15 protein-coding genes are annotated in these 15,042 nt (G+C 70.1%); 11 read left to right on the top strand and 4 right to left on the bottom strand.

Going from position 1 to position 15,042, the window contains the following annotated elements:
• Positions 1-2 precede the first annotated feature (2 nt).
• Genes KHC28_RS26905 through KHC28_RS26890 form a run of 4 tightly spaced genes read left to right on the top strand, consistent with a single transcriptional unit; the run spans position 3 to position 3,657 of the window.
• A complete protein-coding gene (locus KHC28_RS26905; RefSeq protein WP_214011436.1) occupies positions 3-1,013 on the top strand; it encodes an ABC transporter ATP-binding protein in 1,011 nt (336 codons plus the stop codon).
• Positions 1,010-1,978 carry a dipeptide ABC transporter ATP-binding protein gene (locus tag KHC28_RS26900; RefSeq protein ID WP_214011435.1) on the top strand — a complete coding sequence of 323 codons (969 nt, stop codon included), beginning with the start codon at positions 1,010-1,012 and terminating at the stop codon, positions 1,976-1,978. Before KHC28_RS26905 ends, KHC28_RS26900 begins: the two co-directional genes overlap by 4 nt.
• Before the next feature lie 17 nt (positions 1,979-1,995).
• Positions 1,996-3,159 (top strand): cystathionine beta-lyase, encoded by a 1,164-nt coding sequence (gene metC, locus KHC28_RS26895; protein WP_214011434.1) that lies wholly within the window; start codon positions 1,996-1,998, stop codon positions 3,157-3,159.
• A gap of 15 nt (positions 3,160-3,174) precedes the next feature.
• Positions 3,175-3,657 (top strand): GNAT family N-acetyltransferase, encoded by a 483-nt coding sequence (locus KHC28_RS26890; RefSeq protein WP_214011433.1) that lies wholly within the window; start codon positions 3,175-3,177, stop codon positions 3,655-3,657.
• 27 nt (positions 3,658-3,684) lie between these two features.
• Here KHC28_RS26890 and KHC28_RS26885 read toward each other — a convergent pair whose 3' ends face one another.
• The 4 genes from KHC28_RS26885 to KHC28_RS26870 all read right to left on the bottom strand — a co-directional run bounded on the left by KHC28_RS26885 (position 3,685) and on the right by KHC28_RS26870 (position 7,900).
• Positions 3,685-4,554: an energy transducer TonB family protein gene (locus KHC28_RS26885; RefSeq protein WP_214011432.1), complete on the bottom strand. Its 870-nt coding sequence runs from the start codon at positions 4,552-4,554 to the stop codon at positions 3,685-3,687.
• Positions 4,551-5,087, bottom strand: coding sequence for a TonB system transport protein ExbD (gene exbD / locus KHC28_RS26880; RefSeq protein WP_214011431.1), 537 nt, complete (start codon positions 5,085-5,087; stop codon positions 4,551-4,553). Before exbD ends, KHC28_RS26885 begins: the two co-directional genes overlap by 4 nt.
• Before the next feature lie 11 nt (positions 5,088-5,098).
• Positions 5,099-6,244: a tonB-system energizer ExbB gene (gene exbB, locus KHC28_RS26875; RefSeq protein ID WP_246565199.1), complete on the bottom strand. Its 1,146-nt coding sequence runs from the start codon at positions 6,242-6,244 to the stop codon at positions 5,099-5,101.
• Positions 6,245-6,472: 228 nt separating this feature from the next.
• The gene (locus KHC28_RS26870) at positions 6,473-7,900 is read right to left on the bottom strand and encodes an FAD-binding oxidoreductase (RefSeq protein WP_214011430.1); all 1,428 of its coding nucleotides are present in this window, start codon (positions 7,898-7,900) and stop codon (positions 6,473-6,475) included.
• Between the two features lie 162 nt (positions 7,901-8,062).
• Here KHC28_RS26870 and KHC28_RS26865 point away from each other — a divergent pair, with 162 nt between their 5' ends.
• From KHC28_RS26865 to KHC28_RS26835, 7 genes are all read left to right on the top strand, one after another.
• The gene (locus KHC28_RS26865; RefSeq protein ID WP_214011429.1) at positions 8,063-8,470 is read left to right on the top strand and encodes a VOC family protein; all 408 of its coding nucleotides are present in this window, start codon (positions 8,063-8,065) and stop codon (positions 8,468-8,470) included.
• Between the two features lie 47 nt (positions 8,471-8,517).
• Positions 8,518-10,335, top strand: a complete 1,818-nt coding sequence (locus tag KHC28_RS26860; protein WP_214011428.1) for an ABC-F family ATP-binding cassette domain-containing protein — start codon at positions 8,518-8,520, stop codon at positions 10,333-10,335.
• Positions 10,332-11,135 carry a TrmH family RNA methyltransferase gene (locus tag KHC28_RS26855; protein ID WP_214011427.1) on the top strand — a complete coding sequence of 268 codons (804 nt, stop codon included), beginning with the start codon at positions 10,332-10,334 and terminating at the stop codon, positions 11,133-11,135. The genes KHC28_RS26860 and KHC28_RS26855 overlap by 4 nt, the downstream gene beginning before the upstream one ends.
• A gap of 681 nt (positions 11,136-11,816) precedes the next feature.
• Complete coding sequence (locus KHC28_RS26850) at positions 11,817-12,416, top strand: amino acid kinase family protein (protein ID WP_214011426.1); 600 nt, start codon at positions 11,817-11,819, stop codon at positions 12,414-12,416.
• Positions 12,413-12,985 (top strand): flavoprotein, encoded by a 573-nt coding sequence (locus tag KHC28_RS26845; protein ID WP_214011425.1) that lies wholly within the window; start codon positions 12,413-12,415, stop codon positions 12,983-12,985. Before KHC28_RS26850 ends, KHC28_RS26845 begins: the two co-directional genes overlap by 4 nt.
• On the top strand, positions 12,978-14,453 hold the full coding sequence (locus KHC28_RS26840) for a DUF6513 domain-containing protein (RefSeq protein ID WP_214011424.1): 1,476 nt from the start codon (positions 12,978-12,980) through the stop codon (positions 14,451-14,453). The genes KHC28_RS26845 and KHC28_RS26840 overlap by 8 nt, the downstream gene beginning before the upstream one ends.
• Positions 14,450-15,037 carry a DUF447 domain-containing protein gene (locus KHC28_RS26835; RefSeq protein WP_214011423.1) on the top strand — a complete coding sequence of 196 codons (588 nt, stop codon included), beginning with the start codon at positions 14,450-14,452 and terminating at the stop codon, positions 15,035-15,037. The genes KHC28_RS26840 and KHC28_RS26835 overlap by 4 nt, the downstream gene beginning before the upstream one ends.
• The last annotated feature ends 5 nt before the right edge of the window (positions 15,038-15,042 follow it).

The raw sequence follows: 15,042 nt of genomic DNA, 5'->3' as shown, positions 1-15,042 counted from the left end.
CCATGGCCGCACCGTCCCCCCTCCTCTCCATCCGCAACCTCAGCGTCACCTTCGCCACCGGCCGCGGCCCATTCCGCGCGGTCGACAAGGTGGATCTGGACGTCGCCACCGGCGAACTGGTCGCCATCGTCGGCGAGAGCGGCTCCGGCAAATCGGTCGCCATGCTGGCGGTGATGGGCCTGCTGCCCTGGACCGCCACCGTCACCGCCGACCGGCTGACCTTCGACGGCAAGGACATGCTCGCCCTTACCCCGCGCGAGCGACGCAAGATCATCGGCCGCGACCTGGCCATGATCTTCCAGGAGCCGATGTCGAGCCTCAACCCGTGCTTCACCGTCGGTTTCCAGCTGCGCGAGGCGATGAAGGCGCATCTCGACCTCGACCGCACCGCCCGCCAGAAGCGCGCCGTCGAGCTGTTGGAACTCGTCGGCATCCCCGAGCCGGAGCGGCGGCTGAAGGCGTTCCCGCACCAGCTCTCCGGCGGCATGAGCCAGCGGGTGATGATCGCCATGGCGCTCGCCTGCAATCCCAAGCTGATCATCGCCGACGAGCCGACCACCGCGCTCGACGTCACCATCCAGGCGCAGATCCTCGACCTGCTGCTGCGCCTGCAGAAGGACAGCGGCGTCGGGCTGGTGCTCATCACCCACGACATGGGCGTGGTGGCGGAGACCGCGCAGCGCGTCTGCGTCCACTATGCCGGGCAGCAAGTGGAGATGCAGCCGACGCACGGCCTGTTCCGCGATCCGCATCACCCCTACACCTCGGCGCTGCTGGCGGCGCTGCCGGAGCGGGCGAGCGGGCGCATCCTGCCCTCGATTCCCGGCGTGGTGCCCGGCCTCGCCGACCGGCCGGCCGGCTGCCTGTTCTCGCCGCGCTGCCGCTTCGCCACCCAGACCTGCCGGACGGTCCCGCCGCCGCGCGCGGGTGCCGATCTCGGCTATGCCCTCTGCCATACGCCGCTGGTCGACGGTCATCCGCGCGCGCTGAAGAAACTGGAGATGCCAGCATGACCCAGGCGGTGATGGAGGCGATCGACCTCGCCCAGTCCTACGAGGTCTCGCGCGGGCTGCTCGCCAAGTCGGCGACGGTAAAGGCGGTGGCCGGGATCAGCTTCGCGCTGGCACCGCGCACCACGCTGGCGGTGGTCGGCGAATCGGGTTCCGGCAAGTCGACGCTGGCCCGCATGCTGACCATGATCGAGAAGCCCGGCACCGGCGCGCTGCTGATCGACAATGTCGATGTCGCCGACGCCGATGCCGGCACCCGCCGCCGCTATCGCGGCGAGGTGCAGATGGTGTTCCAGAATCCCTATGGCTCGCTCAATCCGCGCCAGACCATCGGCACCGCCATCGAGGAGCCGCTGCTGGTCAATACCAGGCTGTCGGCCGCCGAGCGGCGCGAGCGCGCCATCGACATGATGAAGCGGGTCGGCCTGCGCCCCGAGCATCACGGCCGCTACCCGCATATGTTCTCCGGCGGTCAGCGCCAGCGCATCGCCATCGCCCGTGCGCTGGTGCTGCGCCCGAAGATCCTCGTGCTCGACGAACCGGTCTCGGCGCTCGACGTCTCGGTGCGGGCGCAGGTGCTCAACCTGCTGGTGGAACTGCAGGAAAGCCTGGGCGTCGCCTATGTGTTCGTCTCGCACGACCTCGGCGTGGTCCGGCACATGGCCGACGAGGTGATGGTGATGTATCTCGGCCGGGCGGTGGAGCACGGCCCGCGGGACGCCATCTTCGACAGCCCCAAGCACCCCTATACGCGGGCGCTGATGTCGGCGACCCCGGTCGCCGATCCCGAGGCGAAGAAGGAGCGCATCGTGCTGGAAGGCGAGTTGCCCTCGCCGTTCAATCCACCGACCGGCTGCGCCTTCAATCCGCGCTGCCCGCTCGCCTTCGAGCGCTGCCGCCACGAGGCGCCGCCGCTGGAGATGAAGGCTGGTCGCATGGTCGCCTGCTGGGCGGTGGAGCCGTCCTAGCGGAAAAGGAGACCGCGATGCGCGACGCCACGCAATGCGTGCATCACCCCGAGGTGCCGCAGGACGGCTATGCCAGCCTCGCCGTGCCGACGCACCGCGCCTCCACCATCGTCTATCCCGATGGCGAGGCCTTCCTGCGCCGGGCGGAGCGCGGGGTGGACGGCTATACCTACGGCCTTGCCGGCACGCCGACCACCCGCACGCTGGCCGAGCAGCTCACGCGGCTGCAGGGCGGCGCGCGCACCGTCATCGTGCCGTCCGGCCAGGCCGCCATCTCCATGGTGATGCTGACGTTGCTGGTGCCGGGCGACCGGGTGCTGATCCCCGACAATGTCTACCCGCCGGTGCGGACGCTCGCCTTCGGCCATCTCGCAGCGCGCGGCATCGACGTCACCGTCTACGACCCGATGATCGGCGCCGGCATCGCCGGCCTGATCGACGACCGCACCCGGCTCGTCTGGATCGAGACGCCCGGCTCCGGCAGCATGGAGGTGCCGGACCTGCCGGCCATCGTCGCGGCGGCCAAGGCGCGCGGCGTGCTCACCGGCTGCGACAACACCTGGGCGACGCCGCTGCTGTTCAAGCCGCTCGCCCACGGGGTCGATTTCGCCTGCGAGGCGCTGACCAAATATGTCGGCGGCCATTCCGACCTGCTGCTCGGCTCGATCACCGTCGCCGACATGGATCTCTACCGGCGCCTGCGCCAGACGCTATCGGCGCTCGGCATCGGCGTGTCGCCGGACGAATGCGCGCTTGCCCTGCGCGGCATCGAGACCATGGCGGTGCGCCTCGCCCATTGCGGCCGGGTGGCGGAAGACTTCGCCCGCCGGCTGTCCGGCCGGCCAGAGGTCGAGACGGTGCTGCATCCGGCGCTGCCCGGCAGCCCCGGCCATGCAGTATTCGCCCGTGACTTCAAGGGCGCCTCCGGCGTGTTCAGCCTGGTGTTGAAGGCAGGCGCCGATGCCCGCCTCGCCGCAGCGCTGTCGAGCCTCAAGCTGTTCTCTATTGGCGCCTCCTGGGGTGGCACCCACAGCCTCGTCGCGCCGATGGACATCGGGCCGCTGCGCACCGCCGTGCCGTGGCCGCACAAAGGGCCGATTCTGCGGCTCAGCATCGGCCTCGAAGACCCGGAGGAGCTGTGGGACGACCTCGGCGCTCTCCTCACCCGACTTGAAGGCTAGAAGAGACCCTTTGTCATGCGTATCCGCGATGAAAACACCCGCGAGGAAGCCGCGATCCACGCGCTGCTGCGCGACAGTTTCGATGGGCCCGGCGAGGCCGATCTGGTGACGCGCCTGCGCGAGGCCGGCGACGCCACCCTGTCGCTGGTGGCCGAGGACGATGGCGAGATCATCGGCCATGTGCTGCTCTCGCCGATCGCCGCCGCGTTCCCCGCGCTCGCCCTCGCGCCGCTGGCGGTGGATGCCGACCGCCGGGCGCACGGCATCGGCGCGGCGCTGGTGCGCTCCGCCATCGCCCGGGCCGAGGCGATGGGCTGGCGGGCGCTCTTCGTGCTGGGCGATCCCACCTATTACCGCCGCTTCGGCTTTTCGACCGAGCAGGCGGCGGGCTTCTCCTCGCCCTATGCCGGACCGCACTTCATGGCGCTGCCGCTCGGCGGCGGCCTGCCGACCACCGCCGGCGCCCTGCGCCACGCCCCCGCCTTCGCGGAGCTGTGACAGGCGCCCGGCCTCGACTGCGCGCCGTCACCGCAGGGTGAAGTCCACCGGCACGGTGAAGGCGATGGTGTTGCCCGGCACTTCCGGCGGCGGCGGCGGCACCGGCGAGGCACGGCGCAGCATCGCCACGGCCTCCTCGTCGAAGCGGGAATTGCCGGACGAGCCGACCAGCCGCGCGCTCAGCACCTGCCCGGCGCGGTTGATGGTGAAGGCGACCCGCGCCTTGCCGGCGCCGCTCTCCCCGGTCGGGTAGCGCTTGTGCCGGTTGAGATGCGACATCAGCCGCGAGCGCCAGTTCGCCGGCGTCATCGAGCGCGAGGAGGCGGCGCCCGCCGTCGGCGCGGCGACCTGCTCGGAATTCTCCGCCTGCATCTGCGGCGCGGCGGAAGTGCGCGGCGCCGGCGGCTTCTCGCTCTTCTCGCGCGGCTTCGGCTTCTTTTTCGGCGGTTCCTTCTTGGGCTCGATCTTCTCCTCGGGCGGGGTCAGCTCGGCGGCGAGCGGCGCGGGCGGCGGCAGCGGCACCTCGATGTCCGGAGCAGGGGATTCCGTCACCTCCGGCAGCGGCTCTTCCTGCTTCACCGGCTCGGGCGGCGGAGGCGGCTCCACCTCCTCCTCGGGCACCTCGTCCGGCTTGATCTCTTCCTCGACCTCTTCCGGCGCTTCCGTCATCTGCGGGCCGGGCGCCACGTCGACCGGCTGGGAGGGCGGCGCCACCGGCACCTCGGCAAGCTCGATCATGATCGCCGCCGGCTCCGGCAGCGGCTCGGGCGGCGGCGAGGAGAGCAGATAGGCGAGCGCGCCGCCATGCGCGCCGAGGACGATCGCGCCGCAGCCGATCCAGCAGCCGGCGCGGGCGATCCGCTCCAGCCTTCCGCCGCCCAACAGCATCAGGCTCATTGAGCGGCACCTGCCGGCGCCGCTGGCGCGGGAGCGGCAGGCGCTCCCGCAGGAGCCGCGCCCAACGGAGCCGCTCCCGCCGGGGCCGCTCCCGCCGGGGCCGCGGCCGCCGCCGGCGCCGCCTCCAGCCCGACCAGCGCGATCTTGAGATAGCCGGCGGCGCGCAGGAGGTTCATCACCTCCATCAGGTCGCCATAGGCCACGCTCTTGTCGGCGCGCAGGAAGATGCGGGTGTCCTTCTTGCCCTCGGTCGCCCCGTCCAGCGTGCTGCCGAGCGCGCCGCGCGGCACGTCGTCATTGCCGAGCGCGAGGCCGAGGTCGCTCTTCACGCTGAGATAGACCGGCTTGTCGGGGCGCGGCTGCACCGCCGCCGTCGAGGCCGGCAGGTCGACCTTCACGTCGACGGTGGAGAGCGGCGCCGCCACCATGAAGATGATCAGCAGCACCAGGATGACGTCGATGAACGGCGTGACGTTGATCTCGTGGTTTTCGCCGAGATCGTCGACGTCGCTGCTCTGGAGCTTGGCACCCATATCGGCTCACCTCACTCGGCGGCGGCGCGGATGCGGGCCGGGGTCGCCGGACGCTGCGCCTCGCGGGCGTCGCGCCGGTCGAGGTCGCGCGACAAGAGCCGCAGCACCTCGGCGGAGGCATCGCCCATCAGGATGCGATAGCCGGCCACCTGGCGGGCGAAGTGATTGTAGATCACCACCGCCGGGATGGCGGCGACGAGGCCGATCGCGGTGGCAAGCAGCGCCTCGGCGATGCCCGGCGCCACCACGGCGAGATTGGTGGTCTGCGCCTTCGAGATGCCGATGAAGGAATTCATGATGCCCCACACCGTGCCGAACAGGCCGACGAAGGGGGCGGTGGCGCCGATGGTGGCGAGCAGGCCGGTGCCGCGATTGATCGCGCGGCCGGTCGCCACCTCGATGCGGCCGAGCGAGATGGAGACGCGCTCCTTGATGCCCTCGGCCGGCAGGTCGCCGGAGCGCTTCAGCTCGAGATCGGTGGTGCGCAGCATCGCGAGCGCCGGCCCCCTGGCGCCGATCCGGCGGGCTTCGTCCAGCGAGGCGCTGGCGAGCAGGCCGCGCAGCGCCTTGCGCACCCGCGTCTGCGCCGCCATCAGCTCGACGCTCTTGGCCAGCCACACCGTCCAGGTCACCACCGAGGCGAAGGCAAGGCCGAGCATGACCGCCTTCACCACCCAGTCGGCGGCCATGAACATGCCCCAGGGCGACAGGTCGTGCGGCAGCTGCGCGGAAACGCTGCCATCCTCGACTTCCGGCAGAGGGGCGCCATCGGCGGGAGCGGCGGCGGCAGGAGCTGTGCCAGCATCGCCGGCGACCGGCGCCGGAGTGGCCGCCGGCGCTTCGCCGGTCGTGGCAGGCGCGGTCGTCGAAGCTGCCGGAGCGGGCACCGCCGCAGGAGCCGCCACCGCAGGAGCGGGCACCACCGCGGCCGGAGCCGCCGTCGTCGCCGGCATCGAGGTCGCAGGAGCCTGTACAGGCGCCTGCGACTGCGTCGGGGCGACCACCGGAGCCTGCGTCGTCGTGCCGGTTCCCTGCGCGAACGCCACCGGCGGCCCGGCGAGCACCGACAGCGCGGCCAGCCCGACCAGCGGACGGCGGAGCGCGGCGGCGAGGCGCGGCATCGAGGGGCGTGTCGTCGGAAGACGCAGGGTCGGCATTGGGGCTACCCGTCATTGGCGGCCCGCTCGCGGCTTCGCGCCGCGCTTTCCGCACGACGCCCACGGCCCTGCGAGTGGGCGACTGGTCAATTAACGGTTTCCTTAAACCCCTCTATACGCTCCCGACAACCTTTAAATGCCCATTTGTCAAACAGTAGAACGTTTCAAAAGAAGGCGAATACTTCGATTCTCTACTTTATGATCATTCTAGACTGAAGACGACTCCCACTACACCTCCAATACCTTGCCGGGGTTCAGCAATCCCTGCGGATCCAGCGTGCGCTTGATCCGTGCCATCAGCTCCAGCGCCAGCGGATCGGCGTAGTGCCTCAGCTCATGCGCCTTCAGCCGGCCGATGCCGTGCTCAGCGGCGATGGAGCCGTCCATGTCGGTCACGATGTCGTGCACGATGCGGTTGAAGTGATCCCACATGTCGATGAAGGCGGCCTTGTCCATCCCCACCGGCTGGCTGAGGTTGAAATGGATGTTGCCGTCGCCGACATGGCCGAACGGGCACGGGCGCAACCCCTCCAGTTCGGCGGTGACCGCCGGCAGAGCGCGGGCGAGGAATTCCGGCACGCGGGAGACCGGCACCGAGACGTCGTGCTTGATCGAGCCGCCCTCGTGCTTCTGCGCCTCGCTCATGTCCTCGCGCAGCCGCCACAGATTGTTCGCCTGCGCCTCGCTCGACGCGATCACCGCATCGACCACCTCACCGGCCTCCATCGCGGCCTCCAGCCCGCTCTCCATCAGCGCGGCGATGTCGAAGGCGCGGGTCGGCGAGGAAAACTCGGCGAGCACGTACCAGTCGTAGCGGTCGGCGAAGGGGCGCACCGTGCCGGGCATATGCTTCAGCACCGTCTCGATGCCGAAGTCCGCCATCAGTTCGAAAGTGGTCAGCCCGTCGCCGGCGAGGCCGCGCAGCCGGTGCAGCAGGCTCAAGGCATGCTCGGGATCCGGCACGGCGAGGAAGGCGGTGGCGCGCTGCGCCGGCGCCGGGAACAGCTTCAGCACGGCGGCGGTGATGATGCCGAGCGTGCCCTCGGTACCGAGGAACAGCTGCTTGAGATCATAGCCGGCATTGTTCTTGCGCAGTCGCTTCAGCCCGTTCCACACCCTCCCGTCGGCCAGCACCACTTCGAGGCCGAGCACCAGTTCCTTGGCGTTGCCGTAGCGCAGCACGGCGGTGCCGCCGGCATTGGTGGAGAGGTTGCCGCCGATGCGGCAGGAGCCCTGCGCCGCGATATGCAGCGGGAACAGGCAGCCGACCTCCTCCGCCGCCTTGTGGACGCTGTCGAGGATGCAGCCCGCCTCCACCGTCATCGTCATGTCGACGGGATCGACATGACGAATCCTGTCGAGCCGGGCCAGCGAGACGACGAGCTCGCCGAACGCCATCTGCCCGCCGACGAGGCCGGTATTGCCGCCCTGCGGCACGATCTTCACCCCCGCCTCGGCGCAGGCGGCGACGATGAAGGCGACCTCCTCGGTATTGCCCGGCCGCAGCACCGCCGGGGTGCGCCCGTCGTAAAGGCCGCGCTCCTCGCGCAGATAGGCGGCGGTGTCGCCGGGGGCGGTCAGCACATGCTGGGCGCCGATGCGTTGGGAGATCTTTTCCAGAAGCGGGGCGAGGTCGGCGGTGGTGGTCGAGGTCATGGCAACGTCCGATTGGCTGGCGGCGGCTTTCCGTCGCTGTTTACACGCCTGCCTCCCCGGCCGCCACATAAGTGCCGGCCGGCGGCTCCGGCGGCATGCCCGTCTTCCGCTGCCCCGGCATTTGCGGGTAGCGTCCACGAACCATCCAGACCGGAGCCCCGCATGCCCTCGCTCGTCCTCTATGTCACGATCGGCGTCTCGGATTTCGGGCGGGCGCTGGCCTTCTACGATGCGGTGATGGCCGCCGTCGGCCAGGCCCGGACCGACGAGACGATGCCCGGCTGGGTAGGTTTCGGCCCGGACTATGACCACGGCGTCAGCCTGTGGCTCTGCAAGCCCTTCGACGGCAACGTCCCGACCCCCGGCAACGGCCAGATGACGGCCCTGCGCGCCGCCAGCGCCGGGCAGGTCGATGCGTTCCATGCCGCCGCCCTCGCCCATGGCGGCACGAGCGAGGGCGTGCCGGGTCTGCGCCCGGCCTATGGGCCGGGTTTCTACGCCGCCTATGTCCGTGACCCCGACGGCAACAAGCTCGCCTGCGTCTTCCATCGCCACGGACTGGCGGAATAGCGCGTCCACCCCTTGCCCCGCGCGGGTTCATCGCCTATCCCCCCGGCATGGCACCCCCTCTCCTTCTGCTTCAAGACACGCGCCTCACCTTCGGCGGTACACCGCTGCTCGAAGGGGCGGAGCTTTCCGTCTCCGCCGGCGAGCGCGTCGGCCTCGTCGGCCGCAACGGCTCGGGCAAGTCGACCCTGCTCAAGATCGCCGCCGGCCTCGTGCAGGCGGATTCCGGCCCGCGCTTCGTGCAGCCCGGCGCCACGGTGCGCTACCTGCCGCAGGAGCCGGACCTCTCCGGCTTCAAGACCACGCTCGACTATGTCGAGGCCGGCATGGGTCCGGGCGATCAGGAATACCGCGCGCTCTATCTGCTGGGCGAACTCGGCCTCACCGGCGAGGAAGACCCCGCGAACCTGTCGGGCGGCGAGGCCCGCCGCGCGGCGCTGGCCCGCGTGCTGGCGCCCGAGCCGGACATCCTGCTGCTCGACGAGCCGACCAACCATCTCGACCTGCCGGCCATCGAATGGCTGGAAGCCGAGATCGCCGGCCTGCGCTCCGCCCTCGTGCTGATCAGCCATGACCGCCGCTTCCTGCAGGACCTGACCCGCGCCACCGTCTGGCTCGACCGTGGCCGCACGCGGCGCATGGAGCGCGGCTTCGCCTTCTTCGAGGAATGGCGCGACCAGGTGCTGGAGGAAGAGGAGCGCGACCAGCAGAAGCTCGCCCGCAAGATCGTCGCGGAAGAGCACTGGATGCGCTACGGCGTCACCGCCCGGCGCAAGCGCAACATGCGCCGCGTCGGTCAGCTGGCGGATCTGCGCGCCAAGTTCCGCGACCATCGTGGCTCGGTCGGCACCATCTCCGTCACCGCCACCGAGGCCGATGTCTCCGGCAAGCTGGTGATGGAGGCGGAGAACATCTCCAAGTCCTATGGCGACCGCGTCATCGTGCGCGACCTATCGATCCGCATCCAGCGCGGCGACCGCATCGGCATCGTCGGCCCCAACGGCGCCGGCAAGACCACGCTGCTCAAGATGCTCACCGGCGAACTGGCGCCCGACAGCGGCAAGGCCAAGCTCGGCACCAATATCGAGATGGCGACGCTCGACCAGCGCCGCGCCGCTCTCGATCCCGAGCGCTCGGTGCGCGACACGCTCACCGATGGGCGCGGCGACCAGGTGTTCGTCGGCGGCAATCCGCGCCACGTCATCGGCTACATGAAGGACTTCCTGTTCACCCCGGAACAGGCCGGCACCGCCGTCTCGCGGCTGTCGGGCGGCGAGCGCGGGCGACTGCTGCTCGCCTGCGCGCTGGCGCAAGCCAGCAACCTCATGGTGCTGGACGAGCCGACCAACGATCTCGACCTCGAGACCCTCGATCTCTTGGAAGAGATGATCGACGACTATGCCGGCACGGTGCTGCTGGTCAGCCATGACCGCGACTTCCTCGACCGGACCGTCACTGCCACCATCGCCTATGAGGGCGACGGCAACTGGAATGTCTATGCCGGCGGCTATTCCGACATGGTCGCCCAGCGCGGCCATGGCGTGAAGGCGCGCGCCGCCGCTGCGGCCGCCGCCGCGCCGGCGAAGGCGTCCGCGCCGGCCTCACCGGCGCCGGCGGCATCGGCCGGTAAGCGCAAGCTCTCCAACAAGGAGAAATATGCGCTGGAGCATCTGCCCAAGCAGATGGCGCAGCTGGAATCCGACATCACCCGGCTGAACAACCGGCTGGCCACGCCGAATTTCTACGCTCGCGACCCTTCCGGCTTTCAGAAGGCCACCGGCGAACTGACCAAGGCCCAGGCCGACCTCGCCAAGGCGGAAGAGCAGTGGCTGGAGCTGGAGATGCTGCGCGAGGAACTCGGCGGGTGAGCCGTCTCGTCGCGCTCACCGCGCCGGACGATCCGCGCATCGACGCCTATCGCGTCATCAAGGAGCGCGATCTCGTCGGGCGCGGCGGGCGGTTCATCGTCGAGGGCAAGACGGTGCTCGACGTCGCGCTCTCCCCGCGCAACCGCTTCCGCCTGGAATCGCTGCTGATCGCCGAGAGCCGAGCGGAGGCGCTGGCGCCGCTGCTGGCGCAGGCGCCGGACGACCTGCCGATCTACACCGCCAACCAGGCGATCCTCGACGGCATCACCGGCTTCCACATCCATCGCGGCCTGCTCGGTGTCGGCCTGCGCGGCGAGGAGCCGGGCGCCGCCGCGCTGCTGGCCTCGCTGCCGGCGCGCGCGCTGGTGGTCGTGGCGCTCGGCATCACCAATCACGACAATGTCGGCGGCATATTGCGCAACGCCGCCGCCTTCGGGGCGGATGCGGTGCTGCTCGACTTCGCCTCCTGCGATCCGCTCTACCGCAAGGCGATCCGCGTCTCGGTCGGCGGCAGCCTCATCGTGCCCTTCGCCCGCGAAGGTGGCGCCGGCGCTCTCCTCGACCTGCTGGCGGCCGGCGGCTTCGAACTGCTCGCCTTCAGCCCGGCCGGCACCACCGCGCTGAAGCAGCTGGTCCGCGCGCCGCGCACCGCGCTGATGGTCGGCGCCGAGGGGCCGGGCCTGTCCGCCGACAGCCTGGCGCGGGCCCGCACGGTGCGCATTCCGATGGCCGGCGGCTTCGATTCCCTCAACGTCGCCACCGCCGCCGGCATCGCCCTGCACCATCTCGCGGATCTGTAAAACCGTACCGATCGGCCACCGCGCGGCGCCCGGCAAGCCGGCAATCTTCCGTTGCGACATGGACCGATCTGCGAATCCCGAATACGTGATCGGCGCCGAATCACCCTCGACAAGCCCCCGCGACGAGCCCATCTTCAACCTCGGAATATGGAGCGGTTTGCCGCTTCTTGACCGTCTCACCTTTAAAAGCCCGGGCCCCTGCTCCGGGCTTTTTTTTGTTTTTCAAGCCTATGCACCCCGCCGTCCCGGCTTTCGGAAACCCGGAAAGCGATACCGTGCCAATATTATTGGTACTGGATAGTTTCTCAATTCTGCGCTAGAGTTTCCTGGTCATCGCGGTTGAGACGAACCGACCCTTGTCTCACTGAAGCCGGTTGCCCCGCATTTCCGCCCCCCCGCAGCGGGCGGCCGGCTGACCACTACCGCCTGACAGACAGGTGCTGCGTTCCGACGCAGACGCCCGACGCCGGGCCGCCCCCGCCAGGGCGGTCCGGCTGCCGGCCCGCCGCTCACCATCGCTTCTCCTCGCACCGCCCGCATGGCCGATGGATGCCGCGCTTGCGCACCGTCACGGCAAGGCGCGGAGGCCAAAGGGTTTTCCCGTCCGACCTTTTGTCGCATAAGCACCGCTGCGCATCCGTGCTCAATGGAGCGGAGCTGCGAGTTGCGGGACGTGACCTCATGCACCAGACGCCTATGCCGGAAGCGGTCATCGTCAAGCTCGGCGGCAGCCTCGCCGCCGCGCCGCGCCTCGCCGAGCTGCTGTCCGGCCTCGCGACGGCCGGCTCCCCGCTCGTCGTGGTGCCGGGCGGTGGCCCGCTGGCGGATGCGGTGCGCGCGCTGCAACCGCGCCTGTCGCTGAGCGAGGACGCCTGCCATCACATGGCGATCCTCGCCATGGAGAGCCTCGCTCTGGCGCTCGCCGACATCGAGCCGCGCCTCGCGCCGTCAGCGGACGCTCCCGCCATGGCCCGCGCCCATGCCGCCGGCCGCGCCGCACTGTGGCTGCCGGCGGCGATGGCCCGCGCCGCCGACCTCCCGGCGAGCTGGGAGGTCACCTCCGACAGCCTCGCGCTCTGGCTGGCGCTGCGGCTCGAGGCCCGCCGGCTGGTGCTGGTGAAATCGCTGCCCGCCGCCGGTTCCCTTCCCTCGCAATGGGCGCAAGCCGGCCTCGTCGATCCCTACTTCCCGCCGCTCGCCGCGCGCTACACTGGACGCATCGACCTCCTCTCGGTCGACGAGGCGCTGGCCGCCTTCTCCCGCGACAGGAGCGCGGCATGAGCGAGACCCGAACCAACCCGCGCAAGGATGCCCGCTGGGCCTGGGCGCTCACCGGCTCCGGGCATTTCTTCGTCGAGTCGCTGGCGCTGATCGCCAGCCTCGACCCGGTCGACCTGTTCGTCTCCAAGGCGGCGGAGGAGGTGCTGCGCATGTACCGGCAGGAGCTGCCGGAGCATCTGCGCATCTATCACGACCTCTCCGCCTCCGCCGTGCCGGTCGGCCGCTTCTACGAGGGCCGCTACCACACGCTGGTCGTCTCGCCGGCCTCGGCCAACACGGTGGCGAAATGCGTCTACGGCATCGCGGATTCGCTGGTCACCAACTGCTTCGCCCAGGCCGGCAAGTGCCGCGTGCCGAGCATCGTCTTCGCCTGCGACACCTCGCCGGAGATGATCACCATGGCACCGCGCGGACCGGTGCCGGTCTATCCGCGCGCCATCGACCTCGAGAATACCGACCGCCTGTCCCGCTTCGAATATTGCACGGTGGTGGAGACCATCGGCGCGCTGGAGCAGGCGGTCGCCGCCCGCAAGGTCGAGCTCGCCGCCGGGACGCCGGCCGATGGCTGAGGACACCGAGAAACCCGCCGGCCACGGCGCGGAGCGGGTCGCCCTCGTCACCGGCTCGCTGGCCGAGCCGCGCCTCGTCAAGGTAGCCAGCGAGATCGCCTCGCCCGCGCTGGACCCGGTGGTGGTCAATGTCGGCGTCAAGGTCGCGGCGCTGATGACCGCCGAGATCGTCGAGCGCCGCTTCAAGGTGCCCGAGGGCACCAGCCGCGTGGTGATGCCCGGCCGCTTCCGCGGCGACCTCTCGCGGCTGGAACGGCATTTCGGCCTGCCCTTCGAGCGCGGGCCCGACGAGCTCGCCGACCTGCCGGAGCATTTCGGCAAGGCGCGCGCCCGCGCCGACCTGTCGCGTCACGACGTCACCATCTTCGCCGAGATCGTCGACGCCTCGGCTCTGTCGCTCGACGATCTCCTTTCCAAGGCGAAGCGCCTCGCCGGCGACGGCGCGGAGGTGATCGATCTCGGCTGCCTGCCCGACACCCCTTTCCCGCATCTGGAGGCGGCCATCGCCGCGCTCAAGGCGGAGGGCCTGAAGGTCAGCGTCGACAGCTTCAATCCCGAGGAGCTGTCCCGCGCCACCCGCGCGGGCGCCGACTACCTGCTCAGCCTCACCGAGCACAACCTCGCCATCGCCGAGGAGGGCCCGGCCATCCCGGTGCTGGTACCCTCGCCACCGAGCGACCTCGCCTCGCTCGTACGCGCCATCGAGGCCTGCCGGGCGAAGAACATCCGCTTCCTCGCCGACCCGATCCTGGAGCCGATCCATTACGGCTTCACCGCCTCGCTGGAACGCTACGCTGCGCTGCGCCGGCAGTATCCGAACATCGACATCCTGATGGGCATCGGCAACGTCACCGAGCTCACCGACGCCGACACCACCGGCATCAACGCCCTGCTGATGGGTGTCATCTCCGAGTTGCGGCTCAATGCGGTGCTCGCGGTGCAGGTCAGCCCACATTGCCGTACGGCGGTGAAGGAATTCGACCGCGCCCGCCGCGAGTTCTTCGCCGCCCGCGAGGCCGGGGCGCTGCCGCAGGGCTTCGGCGGCGGGCTGATGGCGCTGCGCGACCGTCGCCCCTATGCCGCCTCGCCCGACGAGATCGACGACCTCGCGAAAGAGGTGCGCGACCGCAATTACCGCATCATGGCGGCCGAGGACGGCGTGCACGTCTTCAACCGCGACGGCCACCACATCGGCACCGACCCGTTCGCCTTCTTCCCCTCGCTGGGGGTGGAGGACGACGCCGCGCACGCCTTCTATCTCGGCGTGGAAACCGCCCGCGCCGAGATCGCCTTCCGGCTCGGCAAGCGCTATGCGCAGGACGAGGCGCTCAAATGGGGCGTCGCCGGGCGTGGCGATGGGCGCGACGACAACGGCAAGGTCGATCCGCACCGTTTGACATTCGACAAGGCGGGCTCAACCTTGACGGGCTCGACGCTGCCGACGAAGCCCGATAAGAGCGAACCATGATCCGCGAGACCATCGTCACCACCCGTTCGCGCGCCGGCGAGCGCCACATCGCCCCCATGGGCGCCACGGTGATCGAGGGCGGCTATCTGCTCCAGCCCTTCAAGCCGTCGCGCACGCTCGACAATCTGGCCGACACCCAGATCGGCGTCATCAACTTCACCGACGACGTCCGACTCATCGCCGCCTGCGTGCTCGGCAAGCGCATTCCGGTCGAGACGCAGAAGGCCAGTTATATCGACTGCCCGCGCCTCGTTGGCGCGCTGTCGCATGACGAGATCACCGTCGACCGGATCGAGGACCACCCGCAGCGTCCGCGCATCTTCTGCAAGACCTATCACAGCGAGGGCCATCACCGCTTTCTCGGCATGAACCGCGCCAAGGCGGCGGTGCTGGAAGCCGCCGTGCTGGTCAGCCGCCTGCACATTCTCCCCGACGACAAGGTGGATGCCGAGATGGCCTATCTCGCCATCGCCGTGGAGAAGACCGCCGGCCCCGAGGAGCTGGAGGCGTGGGAGTGGATGCTGGAGGCGGTGTCCTCGCACCGCAGCACGCGCGACGGCCTGCCGCCGGCCGCGACACCATGAGCGTG

The sequence above is a fragment of the Ancylobacter sonchi genome (genome assembly GCF_018390695.1).
GTDB classification, from domain to species: Bacteria; Pseudomonadota; Alphaproteobacteria; order Rhizobiales; family Xanthobacteraceae; genus Ancylobacter; species Ancylobacter sonchi.
The sequence above is the reverse complement of the archived record's forward strand: the minus strand, read 5'-3'. Positions and strand labels throughout refer to the sequence as shown.